Origin of the sequence: Spongiibacter marinus (assembly GCF_016906995.1) — a bacterium.
Taxonomy (GTDB): Bacteria; Pseudomonadota; Gammaproteobacteria; order Pseudomonadales; family Spongiibacteraceae; genus Spongiibacter; species Spongiibacter marinus.
In genome coordinates this window covers 22,785-49,363 of the sequence record NZ_JAFBBD010000004.1, presented here as the reverse complement: position 1 = coordinate 49,363, position 26,579 = coordinate 22,785, and the positions used below count along the sequence as shown (strand labels likewise).

Here is a 26,579-nt window from a genome sequence, read left to right as displayed (position 1 = left end):
CCATGCACCCCCTGCGTAAACAGCGCCTTGGAATCGTCGTGTTTATTTTACTTGCCAGTGCGGCAGCGGCGGCGTTCTTGGGTTACGCCTTGCGAGAGAACATTAACCTGTTTTACCCACCTGCCGATATTGTCGCGGGCAAAGCGCCGGTCGACAAAAAGATTCGCGCTGGCGGGATGGTGGAAGAGGGCTCCGTGGAGCGTGCCACTGACAGCCTGAAAGTTCGCTTTCGCGTGACGGATTACAGTGCCAGCGTAGCGGTGGCCTATGAAGGAATCTTGCCTGATCTCTTCGCCGAGGGCGAAGGCGTGGTGGTTACCGGTCGGCTTGCTGAAGACGGGGTGTTTTACGCGGATGAAGTGCTGGCCAAACACGACGAAAATTATATGCCGCCGGAAGTCAGCGAGGCCCTGGAAAAATCTGCGCAGTCACGTGCCGAGGAGGCGACAGCAGGCAAGGAGTACAACGGCTCGTGATTATTGAACTGGGGCACTTCTCGCTCATTCTTGGTTTTGCTTTTGCGCTGTTATTAGCGGTTGTTCCCATGTTGGGTGTTTGGCGTGGAGACCGGCGCGCAATGGCTGCCGGCGCGACCCTGGCGTGGGGGCAGTGTCTGTTCACCACGCTGGCCATAAGCGCCCTGTTTTACGCTTTTCTCAGCGATGATTTCTCCGTCAATATTGTGGCGCTGCAGTCCAACTCTCAATTGCCCGTCGCGTATAAATTCAGTGCGCTGTGGGGTGGGCACGAGGGCTCCTTGTTATTGTGGTTGGAGATTCTGACCCTTTGGACCGTTGCCGTGGCGGTGTTTTCCAAGCAACTCCCCTTGGATATTTTGGCGAGAGTGCTGTCGGTCATGGGCATGGTTGCCATTGGCTTCTTCGGCTTTGCCCTGTTTACCTCGAACCCGTTTGCGCGCAACCTTCTGAATACACCTGCAGATGGCCAAGACCTCAACCCCCTGCTGCAAGACCCTGGCATGGTCATTCACCCGCCGATGCTCTACATCGGCTATGTGGGCTTTTCCGTGGCGTTCGCCTTTGCCATCGCAGCCTTGCTCAGCGGGCGTATGGATGCCAGCTGGGCGCGGTGGTCACGACCCTGGACTAATATCGCGTGGTTGTTCTTAACCATTGGTATCACACTGGGTAGCTGGTGGGCCTACTACGAACTTGGCTGGGGTGGCTGGTGGTTTTGGGATCCGGTCGAAAATGCCTCTTTCATGCCTTGGCTGGTAGGCACCGCGTTGATCCACTCCTTAGCGGTCACAGAGAAACGGGGCATTTTTAAGTCCTGGACGCTGTTACTGGCGATTTTTGCCTTCTCGTTGAGTTTGCTCGGCACCTTCCTGGTCCGCTCTGGGGTGCTAACGTCGGTGCACGCCTTTGCGGCAGACCCCACCCGAGGAATGTTTATTCTGGCTTTTCTCGTTGTCGTGGTTGGCGGCTCGTTAACGCTGTATGCCTTAAAAGCGCCGTCGCAACATAGTGCCAAGCCATTCGAGTTGTTATCGCGAGAAGCGCTGCTGCTGGCTAACAATATTTTGTTGGTGGTTGCCGCATTGACCGTGCTACTTGGCACGCTGTTCCCCCTTATTATGGATTTTGCCGGCCTGGGTAAATACTCGGTGGGGCCGCCTTATTTCAATGCCTTGTTTGTACCTATTACGTGCTTGCTCGCGCTGTTGGTCGGCATTGGGCCGAGTACGCAGTGGAAACGCAGCAATACCCAGCGCTGGATGAGTGCGATGCTTGCGGCATTGCTGGCCTCAATGCTGTTGGGAGTAGCGGTGCCGTGGTTGTACGGCGGCGAATTTCATTTCGCTGCCAGTGCCGGGGCCTTGCTATTTGTATGGATTGTTGCGACGACGCTGATTAATTTGCGCGATAAGACCCGCAATGCGTCAAGTTTTGTTTCGGGTTTGCGACGCCTGACACCGTCTTACTACGGCATGCTTGTGGCCCACCTCGGGCTGGCCTTGGCCCTTATCGGCGTGGGTATGGTGACCAGCTTTCAAGACGAACGCGACCTGCGTATGAATGTGGGGGAGAGTACCGAAACCGCCTTTGGCTATCGGGTTGTTTTCGACGACCTCCAGGCCATTAACGGCCCTAACTATCAGGGCCAGCAGGGGCGTTTTAGTTTGTATGACGGTGACACGTTACTGGCGCAGTTAACACCTGAGAAACGCCGCTATCACGCCCGCGCATCGCAGGTGATGACCGAGGCGGCGATCGATGCCGGCGTGCTGCGCGATGTGTACATCGCGCTTGGCGAGCCTGTTGCCGAGCGCGCTTGGGCGGTCAGAATACATATTAAACCCTTTGTGCGTTGGATCTGGTTGGGGGGCATCCTCATGGCGTTGGGTGGTTTGTTAGCGATTTGCGATAAGCGCTACCGGGGAAAAATTACTGGTGGTTCGAGGGGGAAAGCGTGAGCAGGATTAAACTATTTTTGCCGCTGATTATCTTTTTAGTGCTGGTGGCCATTTTCTTCGGCGTGCAGCGCCGAGTGCAAACCGGCGACTACAGCCCCACAGCGCTGCCATCGGCATTGCTCAATAAGCCCTTTCCGGAGTTCTCTTTGCCAACCCTGCAAGGTGAGTCGCTCAGCCGGGCAGAGCTTCCCAAGCAGTGGTTGCTGGTCAACGTATGGGCAACGTGGTGCCCGACCTGTCATTACGAGCACCCCTTCCTGGTGGAATTAGCGGAGCGCGGCGTGCCAATTTTGGGCGTTGACTACAAGGATCGACGCGAGCCCGCCCTGAAGTGGTTGGCGGAAAAAGGCGACCCCTACTTTGCAACGGTATTTGATGAGCAGGGCACTTTAGGTTTGGATTTGGGGGTGACCGGTGCACCGGAAACCTACCTCGTCGACGCCGAGGGCATTGTGCGCTTCCGTTATCAGGGCGCACTGGATCAAAAAGTCTGGGATGAGCAGTTCGCGCCCATGCTCAGCTCACTGGAGGAGGCGTCGCCGTGAACCACCGCGTGTTGCTCCTCGCACTGCTGCTTTTGGCGTTGCCGTCCTGGGCGGTGATTGAAACCTACCAGTTCGATACCGATTTGCAGCGCCAGCGCTACAACGCCTTTATCGAAGAGCTGCGCTGCCCAAAGTGTCAAAACCAAAATTTGTCTGGTTCCGATTCGGCAATCTCTCAGGATCTTCGTCGGCAGTTACACGCCATGATCATGGCCGGCAAGTCAGACATTGAAATTACCCAATACATGGTTGATCGCTACGGCGACTTCATTCTGTATCGGCCGCGGTTTAATGCCGCGACGGCGGTTCTCTGGTTGTTGCCGGTGGGCTTGTTGCTCGGTGGCTTGGCAATCTGGGCGCTGATGGCGTCGCGGCGAACCCGCCGCGTGCCGATTCAGCCACTCGATGATCACGACCGCGCTGCGCTCGACTCGTTGCTCAGCGACGAAGAAAAGCCTTCTGAACGCTCTGGGGGCAATTCATGAGCCCACTTGTACTCGGTGTCATCTTGCTATTGGCGCTAGCCATGGGCCTGTGCTTGCTGGCGTTTCGTTCGCACCGGGTGATCGGTGACGATAAAGCACAGCACCGTCAGGCGCAGCGCGATTTTTATCGCCAGCGACAGCGTGAGCTACTCAACGACCGTGAGATGGGTTTGATCAGCGAGGAGCAAATGGCTGAGCTCAACGCTGAGCTGGACAAGCAGTTGCTGGAAGAGAATGCAGAGTTTTCGGTTCGCGCTGGCATTTCGCGCGGGCCGGTGCTTTGGCTGTCATTGCTATTGCTTCCCGCGCTTGCCCTACCGTTGTACGACTATCTTGGTTATCGGCTGGATTATCGGCTTCTCGACGTTCAGCAGCAGTTATTTGCCGCCGACCAGCCCAGCGAAGATGATCTACATCGGTTCGAGGCGCTGGTCGATGATATTTTAGTTCGCCGGCCTGAGAACGCGGAGTTATTGATGACGATGGCATCAATACGCCGCCAGCAGGGTAATTACGCGGAGGCGGCGAAGTACTACGAGCGCCTGCTTGATTTATTTCCCCAGGATGCCGATATTCTCGCCCAGCTGGCCCAGGCGCGCTATTTATCGGCTAACCGCGTGATCGATGCGCAGACACGCAGCCTGCTTGAGCGCTCACTGGCGGTGAATCCCCAGCAGGGCACGGCTCTGGGCGTGCTCGGTATAGACGCCTTTGCTGCCGGTGACTATCTCAATGCGATCACGTACTGGCAGCGTCTTCAGATGGGGCTCGATCCGCAAACGGGCGAGGCGATGGTCATCGCCGCTGGCTTAAACGAAGCGAAGCGTCTGGCGATTGAAGCCGGGTCTATTGAGGGCTTGCAGCTGAATGTGGATATTGCGCCGGCGCTGGGTGACTTCCCTAATGGCGTGCTGTTTGTGGTTGTGAGAGAGCCCAGTGGCTCGCCTATGCCGGTTGCCGCAGTGCGGCTTCCAGTGCGCGCTGGCACGGCGGCCTTTCCGCTGACGGTGTATGTGATCGACAGTGACGTAATTCGCCAGGGGGCGACCCTCAGTGATTTTGATTCGCTGCGCGTTTCCGCCCACATTAGTGTCAAAGGGGTGGCGATGCGCAGCCCCGGTGACTGGGTGTCGGCAGCCGCCACGTTGAATGGTGACGCCACGTCGCAGCCGGTCAGTCTGCTTATTGATCAGCTACAGCCCGCGACACGTTGAATTTCTACTGATGTTGCCCGGTTCTCGGGCTATAATCGCGCTTTGCATACATCTGGTCCTATCCCAACGCAGGCATTCTGCGGATAACAACAAAGGGATAGGCACAAAGCTTGGTTACGGTTTTTATGCGTCTGAAAAGTATCAAACTGGCGGGTTTTAAGTCTTTTGTCGACCCCACCACAGCCCATTTTCCCAGCAACCTGTCTGCGGTTGTTGGTCCAAATGGCTGCGGAAAATCCAATATTATCGACGCGGTGCGCTGGGTCATGGGGGAGAGCTCGGCGAAAAATTTGCGCGGCGAATCGATGACGGACGTCATCTTCAACGGGTCGGTTAACCGCAAGCCCGTTGGCCAAGCCTCTATCGAACTTGTGTTTGACAACACGGCGGGAAAGTTAGGCGGCGAATATGCCCGCTATAACGAAATTGCCATTCGACGCAAAGTCACTCGCGAAGGCGCCTCAGAATACTACCTGAATGGCACTAAGTGTCGGCGCCGGGACATCACCGACATCTTTCTTGGCACCGGTCTTGGGCCGCGCAGTTATGCCATTATTGAGCAGGGCATGATTTCGCGCTTGATCGAATCGAAACCAGAAGAACTGCGGGTGTTTATCGAAGAGGCGGCCGGTATCTCAAAGTACAAGGAGCGCCGCCGCGAGACCGAAAACCGCATGCGCAGAACGCATGAGAATCTGGAACGTTTAACAGATTTACGCGACGAGTTAGAACGACAACTACAGCACTTGCAGCGCCAGGCCGCCGCCGCTGAAAAATACACCGAATACAAAAAAGAAGAGCGTCTGTTGCGAGCGCAACTGCAGGTGTTGCAGTGGAAGGCGCTGGATGGCCAGGTCGGCGAGAAAGAGGCGGTGATACGCGAACTGGAGCTGGACCGGGAAGCGGTTGTCACCGAACAAGTATCGCTGGGCACCGCCATTGAGCAGTCGCGCGACGAGCACACTCAGCTCAATGATACCTTCAATGAGGTGCAGGGGCGCTTTTACAGTATTGGCGCCGATATCGCCCGCGTAGAACAGAGTATCCAGCATCAGCAAGAGCGCCGCAGCCAATTGGACGCTGACCTGCAGCGGCTCGAAATCAATATTCAGGAGACGGCCGGTCTGCTGGACGGGGACCGCAGTAAAATTCAGCTGTGGGAAGAGGAGCTGGCGGGCATCGAACCTGAGCTGGAAATCAGCCAGGCAGAAGAGGAGAGTGCCTCGGAGTCCCTGTTGGCAGCAGAAGATGCGATGCAGTCATGGCAGCAGCGCTGGGACGAATTCAACCAGAATGCGGCGGGGCCGCGTCAACGGGCTGAAGTGGAGCAGTCTCGCATTCAGCATTTAGAGCTGAGCATGCAGCGCCTGCAGGAGCGTATTCAGAAAGCCGAAGGAGAGCGCGCCGGGCTGACTGAAGGTGACGACGGTGACCTGGAGTTATTGCAGGAACAAGCAATGGCCCTTGAGCTCGAAGGCGAGGCCTTGCAGGAACGCCACGACCAGCTGCAACCGTCAATTAGCCAATGTCGTGAGCGCATTCGTGAAACCAGTGATGAGGTGGACCGCCAACGCAGTGAAATGCAGCGTTTACGTGGGCGGATGGCATCTCTTGAAGCATTACAGCAGGCGGCCTTAGGGCAGGGTGACAAAGCCCTTTCTGAATTGTTGCAGCAACATGGCTTGGCAGATAAGCCTATTGTCGCCGAGGCCTTGCAAGTGGAAGAGCGCTGGCAGACCGCCGTCGAAACAGTCCTTGGCGAGCAGCTGCAGTCGCTGTGTATCGACAGCCTGGAGGGTGTTCAATGCCTGTTGTCAGAGCTTCAAGAGGGCCAGCTCTGCGTTGTTGAACAGGCGCAAAATGGCGATGTCGGCGTGCAGGCAGATAGCCTAGCCGCGATGGTTTCCGGCTCGCCGGCGTTGCAAGGTGTGTTAGCGAATGTGAAAACGGCTGACACTTTGGCGGACGCCCTGGCGCGTCGAACGAGCCTTACTGCGGGTGAGTCACTGGTGACCCCGGAGGGCTTGTGGCTGGGGAGAGATTGGCTTCGCGTTCGGCGCGGAGACACGGCGCAAGGCGGCGTATTACAGCGCCAGGAAGAATTACAAGAACTCAAAGCAGCGATAGATGAGGGCGAAGCGGCGCTAGCGGCGCTTACCGAACAGCTGGATGCAAGCCGGGAGCAGCTGAAGCAGCTGGAGGCCGATCGCGAAACGGTGCAGCGCGAGCTTCAGCAACACAGCCGGCAGCAGAGTGAATTGCGGGCGCAGTTAAGTGCTCAGCAGGCAAAGAGCGAACAGCAGAGCCAGCGCCGCCAGCGGCTGGACAGTGATATTCACGAGTTGCGCAACCAGTTTGAGATGGAGCAGGAATCGCTGGCCGATGCACGCATGACCTTGCAGGATGCCATTGAGGCGATGGAGCAAGACTCGGGGCGTCGCGAACAACTGCTTAGTGAGCGCGACAACAACCGCTCGCAGCTCGATGCCGTTCGTCAAAAAGCGCGGCAGAGCAAGGATCACGCCCATCAGCTCGCGATGCGCTATCAGTCGCTGCAAACCCAGCGCGATGCTGCCCTGCAAAATATTGCCCGCACAGAGGAACAATTAGAGCAATTGCGCGAGCGCAAAGAACAGCTCAGAGAGAATCTGGACGACAATGACTCGCCAATCGATGATTTGAAGCTGGATTTAGAGGCCCGCCTTGAGCAGCGCCTGCTTGTTGAAGAAGAGCTCAGCGCGGCGCGTCGCGCATTGGAAGAGGTAGATCAGAAGCTTCGTCAGCACGAGCAAAGACGGCACGACATCGAGCAGCGCCTGCAACAAGTCGCCAGTAAGCTCGAGGGCGCCCGGGTTGAGAATCAGGGCTTGCAGGTACGGCGCAAAGGTCTGCAGGACCAACTTCAAGAGGCACAATTTGACCTTCAGTCCGTTCTTGAAAGCTTGCCCGATGAGGCAAGCGAAGCCTCCTGGCAAGAGCAGTTAGAGGCTGTGGGTCGACGCATTGCCCGCCTGGGGCCGATTAACCTGGCGGCGATAGAGGAATACAAGCAACAGTCAGAGCGCAAAAATTATCTGGATGCACAGAACGCCGATTTAGAGGGCGCGTTGGAAACGCTTGAAAATGCCATTCGCCGTATCGACAAAGAAACGCGCAACCGCTTTAAAGAAACCTTTGACCGGGTGAACAACGGCTTGCAGGAGCTGTTCCCGAAAGTGTTCGGCGGCGGTAGCGCCTATCTGGAAATGACCGGCGACGACCTGCTGGATACCGGTATTTCTATCATGGCGAGGCCTCCGGGTAAGCGCAATGCGACCATTCACCTGCTCTCCGGCGGGGAAAAGGCGCTCACGGCAATTGCCTTGGTATTCTCAATCTTTCAGCTTAACCCTGCGCCATTTTGTATGTTGGATGAGGTTGACGCGCCGCTGGATGACGCCAACGTTGGCCGTTACTCTCGCATGGTGAAAGAGATGTCCCGCGACGTGCAGTTTATCTACATCAGTCACAATAAAATCGCGATGGAAATGGCCGACCAGCTAATGGGGGTCACCATGCATGAGCCGGGTGTCTCACGCCTTGTGTCGGTGGATTTGGAGAAAGCGGCAGAGATGATCGCTTCCTAGATATTTCGGTGCCCGCGTGGAACAATATCGCCAATTGCGACTCGAACAGGACGAAGTCCGCGTCGAGTGTGTTGAGCGGGCCGTATAACAGGCAGATAAGGGCCGAATAATGGATCTCAGCGTAAGAGATTGGTTGATTATCATAGGGGCATTGTTGGCGATAGCCGTTTTGTTAGACGGTTTTCGCCGGATGCGCAATGAGCGTAAAGACACGCTGCGGCTCGCCTCGAAAAAGCGCCGCGAAGCTGAAGAAGAGCTGATTAATCCCGAGCTACCGGGTGAGGCAAGGGTCGTTGCGGTTCGCGAGGCGCCGAGTTTGCACCAGCGCGACGCCAGCCAAAAGCATAGGCCGCAGGCGTCCCACGATGATGATGACGTGTTGATGCGTGATTATTCCGCACCTGAAACCACACAGGACCCTGTGGCCGAGACGCCGGTGGAGCCTGATTCAGAGCCAGCACTGGGCAAGGCATCGACAGCTGAGCCCGCTATCGAACCGGACGAGGCATTTACTGACGAGGCAGTGTCTGCGCCGCGACGGGTAGAGCGCGAGCCTGCTCCCCGTCAGTCTGAAAAACCGGCGGCGAGTGAGCCCCAGGAACTCATCGTACTGAATGTTGTTGCCGATGAGGGTAAACCCTATGCCGGGGCCGATTTGTTGCAGGTGTTGTTGGCCTGCGACCTGCGCTATGGACGCATGAATATTTTCCACCGTTTTGAGAAGGCCGACGGCAGTGGTGCCGAGCAGTTCAGCGTTGCGAATTTGGTCGAGCCAGGTAATTTTGACCTGGATGCAATCGACGGTTTCTCCACCCCGGGGGTGGTTTTCTTTATGAATATGCCGGGCCCCGAAGATAGCATGCAAGCCTTCGATGCCATGTTGGAAACCGCGCGTTGTTTGGTAAAAAACCTCGGTGGTGAATTGCGAGACCAAACCCACAGTGTGGCGACGAAACAAACGTTGGAGCACTACCGGCAGATCATTCGCGATTTTGAACGCCGCCAACTCACCCTGATGTAATTTCGCTACTACGGTCTTATCAATGTCCGATGCCTCTTCCCGCGCACGCTTGGAAAGCCTGCGCGAGCAGCTTCACGAGCACAGTCACCGCTACTATGTGCTCGACGAACCCAGTATTCCCGACGCGGAGTATGACCGCTTGTTCCGCGAACTCCAGGAGCTGGAAGAGCAATATCCGGAGTGGCGTAGCGACGACTCACCAACGCGCAGGGTGGGGGGAGCACCGCTGGCGGCTTTCAGCCAGGTGCGTCATGAAACGCCAATGCTGTCGCTCGACAACGCTTTTTCAGAGCAGGAACTGCGGGATTTCGATGCGCGTATTCGCGGTCGCTTAGAAAGCGAGCATCTGCTCGGCTATGTCTGTGAACCAAAGCTCGATGGTATCGCCGTTAGCCTGTTATATGTCGACGGCGTGCTGGTTCGGGGAGCGACCCGTGGCGATGGCCAAACAGGCGAAGATATCAGTGAAAATGTCAGAACGATTCAGTCTATACCCCTGAAATTGAAAGGCGAGGGTTGGCCCTCTGAGCTGGAAGTGCGCGGCGAAATTTATATGCCCCGAGCGGGCTTTGAAAAGCTCAATAATGAGGCTCGGGAGCAGGGCAGCAAAACCTTTGTTAATCCACGCAATGCGGCAGCGGGCAGTTTGCGGCAGCTCGACAGCCGAATCACCGCCAAGCGGCCGTTGGAAATGTGCTGCTACGGCGTTGCTGTTGCCGGTGACTCGTGGTTTGAGCGCCACAGTGACGCGCTGGCGCGATTGGCCGACTGGGGGTTCCGCGTCAATGCTGAAATGGCGGTTGTTGAGGGCGTAGACGCCTGTGTGGATTACTACCATCGCTTGTTGTCTCGCCGGGACAGCCTGAGTTACGACATCGACGGCATTGTTTTCAAAGTAGACGACGTCGCGCTGCAGCAAAAACTGGGCTTTGTTTCACGGGCGCCGCGCTGGGCGATTGCACACAAATTTCCAGCGCAGGAAGAAACTACCGTTCTCCGCGATGTGGAATTTCAGGTGGGCAGAACGGGTGCGGTAACCCCGGTAGCAAAATTGGAGCCAGTATTTGTGGGCGGCGTAACGGTGAGCAATGCCACGTTGCATAACTTTGATGAAATTGATCGTCTCGGCGTAAAAATTGGCGACACGGTGGTTGTGCGCCGCGCCGGTGATGTTATTCCTCAAATCGTGCAGGTGGTATTGGCGCGCAGAGAAGCCAGCGTTAGAGACATCGCGGTGCCGGCGTGTTGCCCTGTTTGTGACAGCGAGCTCGAGCGGGCGCCCGGTGAGGCGGTGTTGCGCTGCTCGGGAGGGCTGGTGTGCGCAGCTCAGCGCAAAGAAGCGATTAAGCACTTTGCCAGTCGTAAAGCGATGGATATCGATGGCCTCGGCGATAAGTTAGTAGAACAGCTGGTGGATGCCGGGTTGATCGAGACCATGGCAGACCTGTACAAACTGTCTCTCGATCAGCTCGTCGAGCTAGAGCGTATGGGTAAGAAGTCGGCGGAGAATTTATTGGCGGCGCTGACTGCCTCAAAAGATACCAGCTTTGCACGATTCTTGTATGCGCTGGGTATTCGCGAAGTGGGCGAGGCCACGGCGCTGAATTTAGCCCAGCACTTTCAAACACTAGACGCTCTGGCCGAGGCCTCTGAAGAATCGCTCTTGGAGGTTGCTGATGTGGGCCCGATCGTGGCGAGTCATATACATAGCTTTTTTGCGAGTGATCACAACCGCGCGGTGATTCGCCAACTTCGCGACTGTGGTGTTAGTTGGCCCGAGGTGGTTTCGCGCAGCGATACCGACCAGCCGCTTGCCGGGCAGACTTGGGTGTTAACGGGTAACTTAGAATCGATGACGCGTAGTCAGGCCAAGGAAAAGTTGCAGACCTTGGGGGCGAAAGTGGCGGGCAGCGTGTCCTCAAAAACTGACTGTTTGGCCGCCGGGGCGAATGCCGGCTCCAAGCTGCGCAAGGCAGAGGAACTGGGGATTTCAATAATTAACGAGGCCGAGCTGCTGGCACTGTTCGACCGGGAGAAGCTTTGATGCGCTATGTTTTCTTGGTTCTCGCACTGCTGCTATCGACGGCGTGTACGACGGCGCCCCCGCGTAACCCCGGTGATATTTGCGCGATTTTTCGCGAAAAAGACGACTGGTATGACGATGCCAGCGAGGCGTCTAAACGCTGGGACTCGCCCATTCCAGTGATGATGTCGATTATGTATCAGGAATCGCGTTTCGTGGCTGACGCCAAGCCGCCACGCAAATACTGGTTGGGCTTTATTCCTGCAGGGCGTATGTCTGACGCCTACGGCTATCCTCAGGCTAAAGATGCAACCTGGGATTGGTACAAGGATAAGTCGGGCAATTGGGGCGCCGATCGCGATGACTTTGAGGATGCCATAGACTTCATCGGCTGGTACAACAACGTGAGCCGACGCACCAATGGCATCGCCAACACCGATACCTATTCTTTGTATCTGGCTTACCATGAGGGCCACGGCGGTTTTAAACGCCGGACCTTCGCCGGCAAGCCCTGGTTACAGCGTGTTGCCGGCAAAGTGTCGGCGCGCTCGCGCAGCTATGCTGCGCAGTTGGCGCGTTGCGAAGAGGACCTTAAAAAAGGCGGTTGGTTCTTCGGTCTTTTCTAAGGTCTACCACTCGCCGGTATTGGGCATGGACTGCCAAGGCTCTGCCGGAGGCAGCGCCTCACCTGCTTGCAGAAGCTCAATGGAAATATTGTCTGGCGATCGCACGAAGGCCATATGGCCATCGCGAGGAGGTCGGTTAATGACGACCCCGCCGTCTTGCAGCTTTTTACACAAGGCATAAATATCGTCTACCTGGTACGCCAAGTGGCCGAAATTACGTCCTCCATCATACTTCTCTGGGTCCCAATTATAGGTCAGCTCCAGCGTGGGGCATTTGTCCCTTTCTGCTTGTTCTTTATCTGCGCTTGCACTCAGGTAAACCAGCGTGAAGCGCCCTTGCTCGCTGTCATAGCGCGCCACTTCTGTCAGGCCCAGTAGGTTGCAATAGAAATGCATTGACGCCTCAAGGTCGGCGACCCGCACCATGGTATGTAGATACTTCATAAATTCTGGCTTCTTGTTGGTGGTCTATGGATGGCAATGGCTGTGCTGCGTTATCTTACCGCTAGGGGCAGAGCCGAGTGAACACAGTACCAACAAAATATCAGGCGGAGTAAGTGTGGCTAAAAGCAATTTACTTATTGTGTATCACAGTCAGTCGGGTAGAAATTTACGACTCGCCTATGCGGCAGCGCGTTGTGCTGAGGCAGCCGGCGCTAGCGTGCGCCTGCTTCGCGCGAGCGAGGCGGGTAGTCGAGATGTAATATGGGCTGAAGCGCTGTTGTTGGTCTTCCCTGAAAATTTTGGTCAGCTTCCTGGCGCATTGAAGGATTTTTTGGATCGAAGTTTTTACCCCGCCTGCGCGCGCGAACTGATTCTTCCCTACGCGGCGTACTTGTGCACCGGCAATGATGGCGAAGGTGCAGTGCGAGCGCTTCAGCGCATTGCTAAAGGCATGGTATTGAAGCCGGTCACCGAGGCGATTATCTGTAAAGGGCCACCGCAAGCTGAAGACTTTGCGGCGCTAGAAGAGCTTGCGGAAGCGATGGTAGCCGGACTGGAGATGGGTATTTATTAAAAAACTACTACTATTCACGCTAACGAATAGGTAAATCCCACATTAGACAGCTATATTCGACTATATAGACTTCATCGGGACATGATCGTGCGCGACAAAAAGTGCGTAAGGTTATGTTTAATACAATAAGTAGCTCCTAGGAGAGTCTGTTCATGAAGATAATGCGTGTGTGCTCCATTGGTTTGGCTTCGGCGGCAATGACAGCAGGGTTAAGTCCACTGTCGTCAGCGATTGCCGCCCCAGCTCTTGAAGAGGTCTTGGTAACCGCAACCCTGCGAACCGAGAGTCTGCAAGACGTGCCGGTGTCGGTGAACGCGGTCAGTGGTGAAAAAATGCAGGAAGCCGGTATCGACAAAATCGAAGACCTGCAGGCCTATGTACCCAACCTGTCAATGTCGGAGACAGGCATTGGCACAAACATCTATATTCGGGGGATCGGGTCTGGGATCAACCCCGGCTTTGAACAGTCCGTCGGTATGTATTTTGATGGCGTTTCATATAGCCGAGCCCAGTTAACACGGGCACCCTTTTTAGATTTGGCCCGCGTCGAGGTACTGCGTGGTCCACAAAATATTCTTTATGGAAAGAACAGTATCGCTGGCGCACTGAGCCTGATTTCTGCGCGACCAGGAGACGAGCAGGAAGGTTCGCTATCGGTGTTGTACGAGCCGGATCACGAAGAACAAATTGTCGACTTTATTTTGTCGGGCCCACTTACCGACACCTTGGGCGCGCGCATCGCGATGCGCAAACGCTCGATGGACGGCTACATTGAAAATCTCACCCTGAACCGCGATGAGCCAGCTCGTGATGAGAGTACTTTCCGCGCAATTTTGGACTGGGAGGCGAGTGCAGACCTGACGGCGATGTTGAAATTCGAGTTGGGTAAATTCAATGTTGACGGTCGCCAAATTGAAATTGTGAACGACCAGCCCTCAACGAATCCGGCCTTTGGTGGCGCGAGCTACAGTCAAATTCTTGTAGCGCAGTTTGGTGCGGATCCCTCGGTGCTGAATACCGGATTGGATTACAAGCGCTCCTCGAATGGGGACTACAGCAATAACCGGACGCGTAATTTTACCTTGAACGTTGACTATGCGCTGGGTGAAGGCACGCTGACTTTCATTACCGCGGCATTGGAGTACGAGTTTGATGAGCTCTGTGACTGTGACTTCACTGGCGCCAATGTGTTTAGCATTCCGTTCAGCGAGGACTATGAGCAGTACAGCCAAGAAATTCGCTGGGCCTCACCGGTAGGGGAAACCTTTGAGCATATTGGTGGCCTGTACTATCAGACCAGCAAGCTCGATTTCTATGACAGCATTGTGATTGATAGTGCGATTATCCCCACTGCAGTAGCATTGAGAACAGGCTCGCAAGCGGCGGGTAACTCCATTGCCAATACCACAACACCACGCTACTTCAGCTCAGACGCTGAATTGTGGTCAGTGTTCTGGCAGACCACCTGGAATGTTACAGATCGCTTACGCGCCAACTTTGGTCTGCGTTATTCTGAAGAGGAAAAAGACGGCTCGCGTAGCCTGACAGTTGCTGACCTGCAGGGCAACGAACGGCCACTGGGTACGGTGGACGGTGTTCTAGCGGGGGTTTTCAAAATTGAACGGCATGACTTGGAAGACACTCAAGACACTGACCAGCTCGCCCCGTCGATCAATGTTCAGTTTGATGCGACCGATGAGGTAATGGTGTACGCAACGGCGAGCCGCGGCTACAAGTCCGGCGGCTTTGATGCACGCTCAAACGCATCGCCAAGCGCTGCTCCCAACGCTGCGGGCAGCGTCATCATTGGCTCCTTTGAATACGACGAAGAGGAAGCAACCAGCTTAGAAATTGGCGCCAAGAGCAGTTTTTGGGACGGGCGTGCTGAGCTGAACGTTGCCGTGTTCATGACTGAGTACGACGATCTCCAGGTGAGTATCTTCGATGGTACCCTCGGCTTTAATGTCGGCAATGCTGGTAAGGCTGAAACTCAGGGTATTGAATTCGATGGCCGTATTGCGCTTACCGATGAACTGGTGATGAGTGCAGCGATCGCCTTCCTTGATTTTGAATTCACTGAGTTCGAAAACGGTCAGTGTTTCCAAGGACAAACTCCAGATTCTGTGGTGAATGGCGTCGCCTTCTGTGACTACAAGGGCAAGACTAACCAATACGTCGCAGACTACTCAGGCAACTTGGCATTCAACTACACGCATAGCTTCGGCGACGCCATGGAGTTTCGAGCGGCCACTGACTTTGTCTTTACCGATGACTACAACTCGTCGCAAAACCTCGATCCTAGCCAAGAGCAAGATGGCTACGTGAAAGTGAATATGCGCCTGGCGATCGCCGATGTGAAGGACGGTTGGGAGTTGGCGCTGGTTGGTAAAAACCTGACTGACGAAGAGGTGGTGTCGTATTCCAATGACACGCCCTTGGCGAACAGCAGCTTCGGCAGCGTTAACCATTATGCGTTTATTGAAAGGCCACGCAGCGTAGCAGTTCAAGCAAGCTGGCGCTGGTAAGCACAGGCTGGCTACGCAAAGGCGCCGCAGTATAGCGGCGCCTTTGCTTTTAGCCTTGAGCTATATGCTCTACAACGATAAGCTTTCATGACATTGCGAAGACACCTTATTTCGTATATGTTGTCGGCGATCACATTACCTTGCGCGCAGCAATGCGACGCGGGAATCCTGGAGGGGACATTACTGGAGCATTCGCGCCAGTGGGGTCAGTCATAATAAAACAAGGCATCTGGAGGTCATATGACCTTGAATAAATCATTAGCACGATTTCGGCGCTCGGCGCTGGCAGCGGCGGTTTCTGTAGCAGCAACACCGCTGTTTGCAGCGCCCGCTTTGGAAGAAGTTATTGTTACTGCAACACTGCGGGCAGAAAGCTTGCAGGATGTTCCGGTATCCGTGAACGCTGTGAGCGGCGACAAAATGGCTGAGGCGGGTATCGCCAAAGTTGAAGACCTGCAAGCATATGTACCCAACCTGACAATGTCAGAGACGGGGATCGGTACGAACATCTACATTCGCGGTATCGGCTCGGGCATCAACCCGGGTTTTGAACAGTCCGTGGGTATGTATTTTGACGGTGTCAGCTACGGTCGTGCGCAGCTGACGCGCGCACCTTTTCTTGACCTGGCCCGCGTCGAAGTTTTGCGTGGCCCGCAAAATATCCTGTTTGGTAAAAACAGTATTGCTGGTGCGCTAAGCTTGATTTCAGCGCGTCCCGGACAAGAGTTTGAAGGCTCTGTGTCGGCGACATACGAGCCCGACTTCAACGAGCAAATTATCGATTTGGTATTGTCTGGTCCGTTAACGGATACCGTGGGTGCGCGTCTTGCGATCCGTAAGCGCGATATCGACGGTCACATGGAAAACCTGACCTTGAATCGCGACGAGCCAACGCGCGACGAGGGGACCATTCGGGCAATCTTTGAATGGGATGCGACGGAAAACTTGGTTGCAGCCTTGAAATTGGAAGTAGGTAAGTTTGATGTTGATGGCCGCCAGATCGAAATCATCAATGATCAGCCGTCAACCTCAAGCACAGGCTCGTTCAACGGCCGCACCTACGCCGAGATTCTTGACTTCACTGAAGTTGCAGCCGGCCCCATTGTATTGGCCTCTGTTGATGCGGACTCTTCTGTACTGAACAACAAACAGGACTTTAAGCGTTCGTCGAACGGTGACTACAGCTACAACGACACGCAGAACATCACGCTGAACGTTGATTATTATCGCGAAGGCCACCAGTTCACTTTCATTACTGGTTTGCTGGGGTACGATACCGAAGAGCTGTGTGACTGTGACTTCACTGGCGCGCCAGTATTCAGTGTGGGCGCTGAAGAAAACTACGACCAGTTCAGCCAGGAATTTCGTTGGGTATCGCCTGTCGGTGAAACCTTTGAATTTATCGCCGGTGGTTTCTATCAAAAGAGTGAGCTTGAGTTCTTTGATAGCATCCGTGTAGACAGTGATATCCTGCCCGGGCTGTTGAATGCTGCGGATATTCAAGAAGCGGGTGCTCGCGGTGAACGCCCACCGGGTGATATTGAAGGCGGCCCTCTGGATAATGTGGCTTTGGGCCTTTTCGCTGGAACCCCCCTTGAGGCACTTTTGCAGCCCGCAGCTGACGCCGGTTTGCTTAACGCGCTGGATTTGGGTGGTTTCGGTGATGCAGGGGATGCAATTCGCGACTTGGGCACCCCCCGTTACTTCACTACAGAGACAGAGCTGTTCTCGGCTTTCCTGCAAACAACGTGGAACGTTACAGACTTGTTCCGAGCAACCATAGGGCTGCGGTATTCGCATGAGACTAAAGATGGTAGCCGTAAGTTAGACTTCGTTAACCGTGCGACGGGTGAGCGCCCAGATGAGGGTGAGATCGACACCGTTGTGGCGAAGAACTTCTCCGCTGAGCGTCACGACTTGAGTGGCTCACGTACCGAGGAAAATATCTCGCCGTCGTTGAACCTGCAGTACGATGTGAACGATGACGCGATGCTCTACGGTACATTGTCGCGTGGTTACAAATCAGGTGGTTACGATGCGCGCTCCAATGCGTCTCCGGCAACCAATCAGATTCGTCCGCTACAGAACTTAGATAACGGCGATCCAGTGGTTCTTGTTGGTAGCTTTGAGTATGAAGAAGAGCAGGCGACGAGCTTGGAAATCGGTGCGAAAACAACGCTGCTGGATGGCGCTGCTGAGTTGAACATCGCGGCATTTTACACTGAGTACGACGACCTTCAGGTAAGTATCTTTGATGGTACGCTCGGCTTCAATGTGGGTAATGCCGGTGCTGCGACGACCATGGGTATCGAGCTTGATGGCCGTATCGCATTAACTGAAAACCTGATGATGACCGGTGCCCTGGCCTTCCTTGACTTTGAATTTACCGACTATGAAAACGGTCAGTGCTATCAAGGACAGACGCCAGATACGGTGACTGCTGAAGGGATTGCTTATTGTGATTACAAAGGTAAGACCAACCAGTACGTAGCTGATTACTCTGGTAACTTGACCTTTGTATACACCACGATGCTGACCAGTGATATCGAATTCCGCGGTGGTGCGGACTTCGTCTTCACCGGTGACTACAACTCGTCGCAAAACCTCGACCCGAGCCAGGAGCAGGATGCCTACGTGAAGACTAACCTGCGTCTGGGGTTGTCAGATGTATCTGCTGGATGGGAAGTGGCGTTACTGGCTAAGAACTTAACCGATGAAACGGTAATTTCTTACTCCAACGACACGCCGCTGGCGAACAGCATCTTCGGTAGCACGGGCCACTACGGTTTCGTTGAGCCGCCACGTAGCTTTGCCATTCAGGGTACTTACCGCTGGTATTGATCCGTCGGTAGTACGCTATAAACGCCGCTTTATGCGGCGTTTTTTTTGCCTTTTTTAAATGGCTGGTTTCATAATGTTGGGGATGTTTAGGGTTGTATAAATCTGGGGATGGCATTTGAAAAATACCGATCAACTGGTTTTGGCTGCTGCGGCGAGCGCCGTTGACGAGGGGCAGGGCGGCTGGCTATGTACGATTGCAGCGACATTTGGCGCGTCGCCCAGGCCGCTCGGGGCGATGGCGTTTTTGGCCGCTGACGGCGCGTTAACAGGTTCGCTGTCCGGTGGGTGTATAGAGGATGATCTCCTGGAGAAGCTGGCATCCGGGCAACTCGCCGCCACTCACTGTGAGTTGCTGGAATATGGTGTCAGCCCAGAGGAGAACGAGCGCTTTGGGCTGCCTTGTGGCGGCCGCATGAAAATTTTCATCGAGCCGCTTACCGCCAGCCACTTAGCAGATATTCGCCGCCTTTTGCTCGCCTTGGATGAGCGCAGGGCGATGCGTAGGCAGGTTGATTTGCAAAGCGGGGATTGGTCTCTGCAAGGCTTGGAACAATGCCAGGCGTTGAGCCTTAGCGAGACGACCTTGCAGCAGGATTTTGGCCCCCGCTTTCAGCTATTACTGGTTGGGGCTAACGAGCTGGCTCGCTGCATTGCGGAGCTTGCCTTGGCGATGGATTATCGCGTGCTCGTGTGTGACCCGCGCGATGACCGGCGACAGCGCTGGTCCTTGCCTGCGGTTACGGTGTTGCCAGGCATGCCCGATGACGTGGTGGCAGAACATGCCGCAGATGCGCATAGCATCGTCATTACCCTAACCCACGACCCGCGTATCGACGATATGGCCTTGATGCAGGCCTTGTGCGAAAACTGCTACTACGTCGGCGCCTTGGGTTCATTGCGAACGTCTGAAAAGCGCCGCCAACGCCTGCTTCAGCTCGACTTAAGTGCCGAGCAAATTGATCGCCTTCACGCTCCGGTAGGTTTGCCCATTGGCAGTAAGTCGGCGATGGAGATCGCTGTGGCGGTCATGGCAGAGTTAACCCAGTTGCGCAGTGGTAAACGGGCTGTGTAATGGCGGTGTTGCCGTTATTGTTGTTAGCCGCTGGCCGCAGTCGTCGCTTTGGCGAACAGGACAAGCGATTCACGCCGCTTCCCAAAGGTGGTGAGATGCTGCCTGCCTTAATCCGGCGGGCTGGCAAGGCGGGAGCGCAGGCTTTCGCCGTGTTGAGTGAGTCCGACCGCCACAATAACGTTGCGGCAAAGCTCGATGCGCTGTGTTTCTATGCACGCCGAGCGGAAGAAGGCATGGGCTTCTCCTTGGCCGAGGGTATGCGCGCGTTGTTGCAGCACTTCGGCTGCACCGAAGAGCAGTTGCGCTCTCACGCGTTGCCGCCGAGCTTGCCTGAGGCGGTATTAATCATGCCGGCAGATTTGCCGCTGCTGCGAATTACCACGATTTCTCAGCTTATTAACGCTGCCTCTGCGGAGGATATTGTCGTGCCACGCTGTCAGGGGCGGGTCGGTCACCCGGTGGCCTTTGGTAGAAAATATTGGCCGGCGCTATGTGCGGTAATGGGCGAGCAGGGCGGGAAGGGAGTAATCCAAGATCCAGCGTCGACGCGTCGGTTTATCGACGTCAGTGACCCGGGTATTTACAGCGACGTGGATACGCCAGAGCAATTGCTGGCGTTGGCTCCTCACTTCACGCCGCCGTGATCAATATTTGGTAAAAGGTCTATGAAGGCGCGCGATGCATTCGACAGACTGCGGTTGCGATGGTGTACGCAGCCTAAGGTGCGACTCAGTTGCATGTTCTTCAGTTCCAGGGCGGTAACACTGTCGTCCAGAAGGGTTTGCGGCAGGATGCTCCAACCTAAACCGATGCTCACCATGACCTTGATGGTCTCAAGGTAGTTGGTGGACATACCAATATTCATTTCCAGCCCGGCCTCATCGAAAAGACGTTTGATAATTTGCCCAGTATAGGTGTTCAGCCCGGGTGGCAGGGCGGTGTGTTGGCTCAACATTTCGGCGGTTACCACACCGGCGTCACTCAGAGGGTGGTCGTTGGCGACCGCCACGGTGAGTTGGTCTTGCCACACCGGCAGGAAGCTCAAATGTTCCTCCTGGCTTGGAGATAGGGTGATCACTGCCAAGTCCATCTCGCCGTGGAGGATGCGGTGGTGGGCCTGCTCTGAATCCATAAAGTCGATATCCAGCTGGACATCTGGGTATCGTTGGCTGAATTCCCGCAATACCGGCGGCAGGCGGTGTAGCCCAATGTGGTGGCTGATGCCCATCGACAGGCGGCCCGATACGCTGCCGCGAAGGTCGTCGATGCGTCGGCGGGCTTCGCGGATGTCTTGGAGAATGCGCTGCGCTTCCGGCAGCAGTGCGCGACCAGCTTCAGTAAGGTGAATATGCCGGCCAATGCGGTCAAATAGCCTGGCATTGAGCTGCTTTTCCAGTGTGGCAATACGCTTGCTGATTGCGGGTTGGGTGAGGTGGAGCTGTTCCGCCGCGCCTGAGAATGAGCTGCATTCGGCAACACATAGAAACGCTTGTAGTGATTGTGTGTCCATGGAAGTAAGTTTATTCATTCCTTTTTGGAATTGAAATAATAAAAAATATGAATTTGTTTTATTTTATGTGGCTGCGTAAAATTGCCTGCAATGAGAGGAGACTGGGGGATCATTCATGGCTTCACAAACGCTTTACGACAAATTATGGGCCGCGCATCTGGTAAAAGAGCGCGATGACGGTACGGCCTTGATCTATATTGATCGCCAGCTTGTCCACGAGGTGACATCGCCGCAAGCATTTGAAGGCCTTAGGCTTGCCGGGCGTCAGCCCTGGCGCGTGAGTGCGAATATCGCAACACCGGATCACAATGTGCCCACGGTCCTCGCTGAGCGCAGTGCGGGTGTGAGCGGTATCCAAGATGAAATATCGCGTATCCAGGTTCAAACACTTGATGATAACTGTGATGAGTTCGGGATCACGGAGTTCTCGATCAACGATGAGCGGCAGGGGATTGTTCATGTTGTCGGTCCAGAGCAGGGGGCAACGCTGCCGGGTATGACAGTGGTCTGCGGTGACTCGCATACCGCAACCCACGGCGCGCTGGGCGCGCTGGCCCACGGTATTGGCACCTCTGAGGTCGAGCATGTATTGGCGACCCAGTGCCTGATCCAGAAGAAGAGCAAAAACATGTTGGTGCGCATCGACGGCAAGCTCGGCGTCGGTGTTACCGCCAAAGATGTCGTCCTTGCCGTAATTGGAAAAATCGGCACCGCAGGCGGCACAGGATATGCCATTGAATTTGGCGGGCAAGTGATCCGCGATATGTCGATGGAAGGCCGCATGACCATTTGTAATATGGCCATAGAGGCGGGTGCGCGTGTGGGTATGGTTGCCGTGGACGAAACGACCATCGATTATGTGAAAGGTCGGCCGTTTGCCCCCAATGAGCAAGAGTGGGAGCAGGCGGTAAGTTACTGGCAAACACTGCACAGTGATCCCGATGCTCATTTTGATGCGGTGGTTGAGCTTGACGGCAGCAGTATCGAGCCACAAGTGACCTGGGGGACCAGCCCGGAGATGGTGGCGGCAGTCGGTGCGGTAGTCCCCGCTCCCAATGACTTTAGTGACCCTGTGCAGCGGAGTGCTTGTGAGCGTGCGCTGACGTATATGGGGCTTAGCGCGGGGCAAGCCATTACCGATATCACCCTCGACCGGGTGTTTATTGGTTCCTGCACCAACTCTCGTATTGAAGATCTTCGCGAGGCCGCTGCGGTAGTGAAAGGCAAAAAAGTGGCCGAGAGTTTGAAAGAAGCGCTGGTTGTTCCCGGTTCAGGCCTGGTGAAAAAACAAGCCGAAGCAGAGGGGCTGGATAAAATCTTTACTGAGGCGGGGCTGCAGTGGCGTGAGCCAGGCTGCTCTATGTGTTTGGCAATGAACGCCGATAAGCTCGGAGCGGGTGAGCACTGTGCCTCAACGTCTAACCGAAATTTTGAGGGACGTCAGGGCTTTGGTGGTCGAACGCATTTGGTGAGTCCGGCGATGGCGGCAGCAGCGGCTATTGCAGGGCATTTCGTCGACGTGCGCGAGTGGATATAAGGAGCAAACAATGAAAGCGTTTACCCAATTAGACGGACTCGCGGCGCCAATGGATCGCGCGAATGTCGACACGGATATGATCATTCCCAAGCAGTTCCTGAAGTCGATTAAGCGCAGTGGCTTTGGGCCAAATTTGTTCGATGAGCTGCGTTACCTGGACGAAGGACGTCCGGGCGAAGACTGCAGCCAGCGCCCAATCAACCCGGATTTTCCGCTCAATCACGCGCGTTACCAGGGCGCTTCAGTGTTGTTAGCGAGGGAAAATTTTGGTTGCGGTTCAAGCCGCGAGCACGCCCCCTGGGCATTGGAGGATTACGGCTTTCGTTGCGTTATTGCGCCGAGTTTTGCCGATATCTTTTTTAACAACTGCTTTAAAAATGGCATCTTGCCGATAGTGCTGCCAGCGGATGTTGTCGATAATTTGTTCAATGAGATGTACAGCTCAGAGGGCTATCGCTTATTGGTTGACCTGCCCGCGCAGACGATTACCACGCCAGCAGGTGACGTCATAACCTTCGACGTTGATGCCTTTCGCAAGCACTGCCTGATCAATGGTCTGGATGATATCGGCTTAACCCTGCAGGATGCCGATGCTATCCGCGACTTTGAAAAAAACTGGCAGCAAAAATCGCCTTGGTTGTTCCGCGAGCATCGCGCGTAAACATACTGACAAACTACATACGGGAATAGAAACGTGTCTGAAAAAACTGCTCGCAAAGTATTGATGTTGGCCGGCGATGGTATCGGTCCGGAAATTATGGCCGAGGCCCGCAAGGTCTTGGAAGCGATCAATCACTCTCACCAACTTAATTTGTCGCTAGACGATGCGCTGCTTGGCGGCGCCGCTATCGACGCGGTGGGCACGGCACTGCCGGATGAAACCTTCGAGAAATGCCAGGCAGCTGACGCTATTTTGCTGGGGGCTGTCGGCGGGCCTAAGTGGGATCAGTTGCCCCCCGCAGAGCGCCCAGAAAAGGGTGGCCTGCTAGAGATTCGCAAGCGCTTGGATTTGTTTGGCAATTTGCGTCCCGCCATTCTTTATCCGCAGTTAGCCGATGCGTCTTCGCTGAAGCCAGATCTGGTTGCCGGCTTGGATATACTGATTGTACGTGAGTTGACGGGCGGTATTTACTTCGGTCAGCCACGCGGCATTCGCGAGCTCGACAATGGTGAACGCGAAGGTTACAACACCTACGTTTACAACGAATCGCAAATCCGCCGGATCGCCAAAGTGGCCTTTGAGTTGGCGCAAAAACGCGGTGGGCGTCTGTGCAGTGTGGACAAAGCCAACGTGCTGGAAGTGACCATGCTGTGGCGCGAAGTCGTCGACGAGATGGCCAAAGACTATCCGGATGTCGAGCTCAGCCATATGTACGTGGATAACGCCGCCATGCAGTTGGTGCGCGCGCCGAAGCAATTTGACGTTGTCGTTACCGGCAATATGTTTGGCGATATTCTCTCTGACGCTGCAGCGATGTTGACCGGATCAATTGGCATGCTGCCTTCGGCGTCACTAGATGTGAATGGCCGCGGCATGTATGAGCCCTGCCACGGCAGCGCGCCCGACATTGCCGGGCAAGGTATCGCGAATCCACTGGCGACCATTCTTTCGGTGGCAATGATGTTGCGCTACTCCCTGTCTGAGCCTAATGCTGCGCAATGCATCGAAGACGCAGTAAGCCGTGTGTTGGATAAAGGGCTGCGTACCGCGGATATCTACTCTGAGGGTTGCCAGAAGGTGGGTACCGCGCAGATGGGCGATGCCGTTTTGGCTGCTTTATCGGAAGTGTAAACACTCGTCGTTGGCCGCCTGCGGCGGCTAATGGGGCGCCGGCCTGTGAATGGGTTGGTCGCCATGCAGTAAAGGAGGAATGAGTAATGAAAGTAGGTTTTGTTGGTTGGAGAGGCATGGTGGGCTCAGTATTGATGGGTCGCATGCTTGAAGAAAACGACTTTGATGGTATCGAGCCACAATTTTTTACCACCTCAAATGTCGGTGGGCAGGGCCCGGACATCGGTCGCGATATCGCGCCGTTGAAGGATGCGCACGACATTACTGAACTCGCCGCCATGGACGCGATTATTTCCTGTCAGGGTGGTGATTACACGAAGGCGGTATTCGCCGATCTGCGCGCCAGCGGTTGGCAGGGTTACTGGATTGATGCGGCATCGTCACTGCGCATGAGCGATGATGCCATCATCGTACTGGATCCGGTTAACCTCGATGTGGTTAAACAGGGCCTGCAGCGCGGCGTTAAAAACTACATCGGCGGCAACTGCACCGTAAGTTTGATGCTGATGGCCGTTGGCGGTCTGTTCCGCGAGGGCATGGTTGAGTGGGTGAGTGCGCAAACCTACCAGGCGGCTAGTGGCGCTGGTGCCAAAAATATGCGTGAGCTGATCTCACAAATGGGGAGTATTCGCGACGCGGTGGCGCCGGAATTGGCTGATGCACGCAGCAATATCCTGGATATTGATCGCAAGGTGGCCGAGGCAATGCGCGGTGATGCTTTCCCAACACAGGAATTTGGTCATGCGCTGGCCGGCAGTCTGTTGCCTTGGATTGACACCCAGCTTGAGAACGGTCAAAGCCGTGAAGAATGGAAAGGGCAAGCTGAGACAAACAAAATTCTGGGTCGCGACGACTCGCCGATTGCGATTGACGGCAACTGTGTGCGCGTTGGTGCAATGCGCTGTCACAGCCAGGCACTAACCATCAAGTTGAACAAAAATGTACCGATGGGTGACATTGAATCCATCCTTGCCAGTGCCAATGACTGGGTGGATGTGGTTCCCAACGAGCGCAATGCAACACTTGAGCGGCTAACCCCAACGGCAGTGACCGGTACATTGGGCGTACCCGTTGGTCGTTTGCGAAAACTGAATATGGGCGAGCAATACCTCTCGGCTTTCACGGTTGGCGACCAATTGCTGTGGGGCGCTGCTGAGCCCTTGCGCCGGATGTTGCGCATTATCCGAGGTGATATTGCCTAATGACCCACTACGCCATTTTTGCCGCCGATAGCCTGGAGGGAAAGCACCTCCTGGAAGCGCTCAGTGAGTGGGAGGCTGCGCCAACAACGCTGCGGCTATACAGCGCTGCCGCTTATGACGCTGAGCCGGCAATGTATCGTGGGCGTCCGCTGGATTTTCGACCTCTGGATGAGGCGGATTTTAGTGCTGTGGACGTTGCGGTATTTATGCCTGGTGAACCCTTGCCGCAGTTAGTTGATGCCGCAGAGAGTGCAGGCTGCGTGGTCGTTGATGCCGCTAATGTGTTGTCTCAGCGCGGTGACGTGCCCGTATTTTGTGCAGGCAGCGAGTTGGCTGAAGGGGAAAAAAGTGTCGCGATTGCCGACGCGGTGAGTAGCCATGTGTACGCATTGCTTGCGCAGCTGCCAACGCCCCAGCGCATCGACCTGGCGGTCGCGCAACCCGTATCGAGTGCAGGCAGCAATGGTGTTGAGACCCTCGCGGCAGAAACGGCGCGCCTGCTGAATGCGCAGTCGCTTGAGTCCAGTCAGCTGCCAGCACAGATTGCCTTTAATGTTTTGCCGCTAACTGCCGATAATAGTGCAGATATTGAGCATAATCTGGCTACCCTGCTAACACAGGGGCGGGGTGAATTCGCGCAGGTTCACTGTCAGGCTATGTTGGCGCCGGTGTTTTACGGCCATTGCACGCTGCTGCGAGCGGAGTTTGGTGACGCCGTGGCCGCCGCGCAATGGCGTGAGCAGCTGCTGGCAAGCGATGTGTTTCGTTTGCGTGATGGCAACGCGGAAGCACTGGCGAGTCCAGCGGGTCTACAGGGCAGTGAAACGATAGATATTGCTGAGTGGGCTGTCGATCGTCGCGACGAACGTGTTTTGCGCGCAACGATTGTGGCAGACAATTTGCGTAAAGGTGCCGCACTTAACATTATTGAAGCGCTTAAAATCTTGATAAAAACCGACACATAGCTAATATTTACGCTTACTATCGAAGAATAATTCTAGATAACAACGCCTGTAGTTTGCGGTCCACACTGCGAAGCTATTCGATATTCACGCCGCGCTGCGCCTCGTTTCGGGATCGACAGACGCGGTGCAGCAACGAGACG

The 26,579-nt window shown here is 55.3% G+C and carries 21 protein-coding genes; 19 read left to right on the top strand and 2 right to left on the bottom strand.

Features of this window, described 5'->3' with window-relative positions:
• The first annotated feature begins 2 nt into the window (after nt 1–2).
• The 9 genes from ccmE to HNR64_RS06765 all read left to right on the top strand — a co-directional run bounded on the left by ccmE (nt 3) and on the right by HNR64_RS06765 (nt 11,977).
• On the top strand, nt 3–476 hold the full coding sequence (gene ccmE, locus HNR64_RS06805; RefSeq protein ID WP_204996043.1) for a cytochrome c maturation protein CcmE: 474 nt from the start codon (nt 3–5) through the stop codon (nt 474–476).
• The gene (locus HNR64_RS06800; RefSeq protein WP_204995782.1) at nt 473–2,437 is read left to right on the top strand and encodes a heme lyase CcmF/NrfE family subunit; all 1,965 of its coding nucleotides are present in this window, start codon (nt 473–475) and stop codon (nt 2,435–2,437) included. The genes ccmE and HNR64_RS06800 overlap by 4 nt, the downstream gene beginning before the upstream one ends.
• Nucleotides 2,434–2,982 (top strand): DsbE family thiol:disulfide interchange protein, encoded by a 549-nt coding sequence (locus HNR64_RS06795; RefSeq protein WP_204995781.1) that lies wholly within the window; start codon nt 2,434–2,436, stop codon nt 2,980–2,982. The genes HNR64_RS06800 and HNR64_RS06795 overlap by 4 nt, the downstream gene beginning before the upstream one ends.
• Entirely contained in the window at nt 2,979–3,467 is a 489-nt protein-coding gene (locus tag HNR64_RS06790) for a cytochrome c-type biogenesis protein (protein WP_204995780.1), read from the top strand. Before HNR64_RS06795 ends, HNR64_RS06790 begins: the two co-directional genes overlap by 4 nt.
• Nucleotides 3,464–4,681, top strand: a complete 1,218-nt coding sequence (ccmI, locus tag HNR64_RS06785; protein WP_204995779.1) for a c-type cytochrome biogenesis protein CcmI — start codon at nt 3,464–3,466, stop codon at nt 4,679–4,681. Before HNR64_RS06790 ends, ccmI begins: the two co-directional genes overlap by 4 nt.
• 125 nt (nt 4,682–4,806) lie before the next feature.
• Entirely contained in the window at nt 4,807–8,307 is a 3,501-nt protein-coding gene (gene smc / locus HNR64_RS06780; protein WP_204995778.1) for a chromosome segregation protein SMC, read from the top strand.
• A gap of 109 nt (nt 8,308–8,416) precedes the next feature.
• Nucleotides 8,417–9,328, top strand: coding sequence for a cell division protein ZipA (gene zipA, locus HNR64_RS06775; RefSeq protein ID WP_204995777.1), 912 nt, complete (start codon nt 8,417–8,419; stop codon nt 9,326–9,328).
• A gap of 22 nt (nt 9,329–9,350) precedes the next feature.
• Entirely contained in the window at nt 9,351–11,372 is a 2,022-nt protein-coding gene (ligA, locus tag HNR64_RS06770) for an NAD-dependent DNA ligase LigA (protein WP_204995776.1), read from the top strand.
• Nucleotides 11,372–11,977: a transglycosylase SLT domain-containing protein gene (locus tag HNR64_RS06765; RefSeq protein WP_027873927.1), complete on the top strand. Its 606-nt coding sequence runs from the start codon at nt 11,372–11,374 to the stop codon at nt 11,975–11,977. Before ligA ends, HNR64_RS06765 begins: the two co-directional genes overlap by 1 nt.
• A 3-nt stretch (nt 11,978–11,980) precedes the next feature.
• On the opposite strand, the gene HNR64_RS06760 is transcribed toward HNR64_RS06765, so the two are convergent.
• On the bottom strand, nt 11,981–12,421 hold the full coding sequence (locus HNR64_RS06760) for a VOC family protein (protein ID WP_204995775.1): 441 nt from the start codon (nt 12,419–12,421) through the stop codon (nt 11,981–11,983).
• Nucleotides 12,422–12,536: 115 nt separating this feature from the next.
• On the opposite strand from HNR64_RS06760, the gene HNR64_RS06755 reads away from it, so the two are divergent.
• The 5 genes from HNR64_RS06755 to HNR64_RS06735 all read left to right on the top strand — a co-directional run bounded on the left by HNR64_RS06755 (nt 12,537) and on the right by HNR64_RS06735 (nt 20,077).
• Nucleotides 12,537–12,995, top strand: coding sequence for an NAD(P)H-dependent oxidoreductase (locus HNR64_RS06755; RefSeq protein WP_239547685.1), 459 nt, complete (start codon nt 12,537–12,539; stop codon nt 12,993–12,995).
• A gap of 152 nt (nt 12,996–13,147) precedes the next feature.
• Nucleotides 13,148–15,520, top strand: coding sequence for a TonB-dependent receptor (locus tag HNR64_RS06750; protein WP_204995773.1), 2,373 nt, complete (start codon nt 13,148–13,150; stop codon nt 15,518–15,520).
• A 240-nt stretch (nt 15,521–15,760) separates the two neighbouring features.
• Nucleotides 15,761–18,361, top strand: a complete 2,601-nt coding sequence (locus HNR64_RS06745) for a TonB-dependent receptor (RefSeq protein WP_204995772.1) — start codon at nt 15,761–15,763, stop codon at nt 18,359–18,361.
• Between the two features lie 115 nt (nt 18,362–18,476).
• Nucleotides 18,477–19,433 carry an XdhC family protein gene (locus HNR64_RS06740; RefSeq protein ID WP_239547684.1) on the top strand — a complete coding sequence of 319 codons (957 nt, stop codon included), beginning with the start codon at nt 18,477–18,479 and terminating at the stop codon, nt 19,431–19,433.
• Nucleotides 19,433–20,077: a nucleotidyltransferase family protein gene (locus tag HNR64_RS06735; protein ID WP_204995771.1), complete on the top strand. Its 645-nt coding sequence runs from the start codon at nt 19,433–19,435 to the stop codon at nt 20,075–20,077. Before HNR64_RS06740 ends, HNR64_RS06735 begins: the two co-directional genes overlap by 1 nt.
• Here HNR64_RS06735 and HNR64_RS06730 read toward each other — a convergent pair.
• Nucleotides 20,059–20,943, bottom strand: coding sequence for a LysR family transcriptional regulator (locus HNR64_RS06730; protein ID WP_204996042.1), 885 nt, complete (start codon nt 20,941–20,943; stop codon nt 20,059–20,061). The two genes, HNR64_RS06735 and HNR64_RS06730, sit on opposite strands and share 19 nt — an antisense overlap.
• Nucleotides 20,944–21,058: 115 nt before the next feature.
• Here HNR64_RS06730 and leuC point away from each other — a divergent pair, with 115 nt between their 5' ends.
• From leuC to HNR64_RS06705, 5 genes are all read left to right on the top strand, one after another.
• Entirely contained in the window at nt 21,059–22,480 is a 1,422-nt protein-coding gene (gene leuC, locus HNR64_RS06725; RefSeq protein ID WP_204995770.1) for a 3-isopropylmalate dehydratase large subunit, read from the top strand.
• A 10-nt stretch (nt 22,481–22,490) separates the two neighbouring features.
• Nucleotides 22,491–23,141, top strand: a complete 651-nt coding sequence (leuD, locus tag HNR64_RS06720; RefSeq protein ID WP_204995769.1) for a 3-isopropylmalate dehydratase small subunit — start codon at nt 22,491–22,493, stop codon at nt 23,139–23,141.
• 63 nt (nt 23,142–23,204) lie between these two features.
• Nucleotides 23,205–24,272: a 3-isopropylmalate dehydrogenase gene (leuB, locus tag HNR64_RS06715; protein WP_204996041.1), complete on the top strand. Its 1,068-nt coding sequence runs from the start codon at nt 23,205–23,207 to the stop codon at nt 24,270–24,272.
• A gap of 86 nt (nt 24,273–24,358) precedes the next feature.
• On the top strand, nt 24,359–25,474 hold the full coding sequence (asd, locus tag HNR64_RS06710; protein ID WP_204995768.1) for an aspartate-semialdehyde dehydrogenase: 1,116 nt from the start codon (nt 24,359–24,361) through the stop codon (nt 25,472–25,474).
• Nucleotides 25,474–26,439 (top strand): Asd/ArgC dimerization domain-containing protein, encoded by a 966-nt coding sequence (locus tag HNR64_RS06705; protein ID WP_204995767.1) that lies wholly within the window; start codon nt 25,474–25,476, stop codon nt 26,437–26,439. Before asd ends, HNR64_RS06705 begins: the two co-directional genes overlap by 1 nt.
• Nucleotides 26,440–26,579: the final 140 nt, after the last annotated feature.